Annotated in this window: 2 protein-coding genes; one reads left to right on the forward strand and one right to left on the reverse strand. The window is 34.5% G+C overall.

Annotated features, from left to right (window positions below; translation table 11 throughout):
- Window positions 1–199: 199 nt before the first annotated feature.
- The gene (locus AX662_RS00535) at window positions 200–559 is read left to right on the forward strand and encodes a potassium channel family protein (protein WP_324250145.1); all 360 of its coding nucleotides are present in this window, start codon (window positions 200–202) and stop codon (window positions 557–559) included.
- A 12-nt stretch (window positions 560–571) separates the two neighbouring features.
- Here AX662_RS00535 and AX662_RS00540 read toward each other — a convergent pair whose 3' ends face one another.
- Window positions 572–811, reverse strand: coding sequence for a protein rep (locus tag AX662_RS00540; RefSeq protein ID WP_002885362.1), 240 nt, complete (start codon window positions 809–811; stop codon window positions 572–574).
- Between the last annotated feature and the right edge of the window lie 164 nt (window positions 812–975).

A 975-nucleotide genomic window follows, 5' to 3' on the forward strand; every position in this document is an offset into this window, starting at 1 on the left:
CTTTCGTTTTACAATTGGCTTGAACACCTATATTGTAACTCGTTTGGAGTTTTTTTGTTATGACGGTATAACCTTCGATGCGCACCCGCATAGCGGGTGGTTTATTTGTTTCGCACCTTGGGAGCGAAACGGACTTAAAGTCACATAAAATTAATATAAAAAGTGTCTAAAATACATATTTAGACACTTTTTGTATGCTATAATTTTCATTAACACTATAACAAAGGAGAACCAAATGAAACGTTTAAATACTCTATTTCATATTATAAAAGTTACAGGATTTAATCAATTTTTGATAAGTTTTGTAAGTTTTATTTTTATTTCAGGAGGAATACTTTTATTAGTTGAACCTCAAATAAGTAATTACTGGGATGGACTATGGTATGCTTTTGTCACATCAACAACAGTAGGTTACGGAGATATACTAGCTACTACTCTAATCGGACGTATTACTAGCGTCTTTTTAACTGTATATGGACTTATTTTTTTTGGATGCTTATCAGCCGTAATTGTCAATTACTACAGCAAATTAAATACACCTAATAATAAAACTGACTAACATATTTCTTAGTTACTGTAAAAAATAATTCTTTCTCTGCCAATTCCAAACGGCTACAATTTCCTGACCTCGCGATACTTCTTGACTATCCTCTCCAGTCTGAACAAGATTACCATCTTCGACATCATCTAAGTCTAATTCTTTCTTGATAGTCTTGAAGAGTTTGCCAAATCCAATCTGTCGTTTCCGATAAAGTCCCTCAAACAAATCACCCGTTATCCGTTCTTTCGTCTCTTCAGACAAGACAATCACTTGTTTGTCATTCTCTTTCTCGACATCAAATGGATTTTACTAATATTTCTCAAAATTATGAGGCTGGGACAAAAGTCCTAGCCTCTTTATTGTTTTTGGATTGTCGAGCAAGACGCAGTGGTTGAGTGGGCTCTACTACGCTGATTTCATCAGCTTTTACTGCC

Source organism: Streptococcus sp. CCH5-D3 (assembly GCF_001556435.1).
Lineage (GTDB): Bacteria > Bacillota > Bacilli > Lactobacillales > Streptococcaceae > Streptococcus.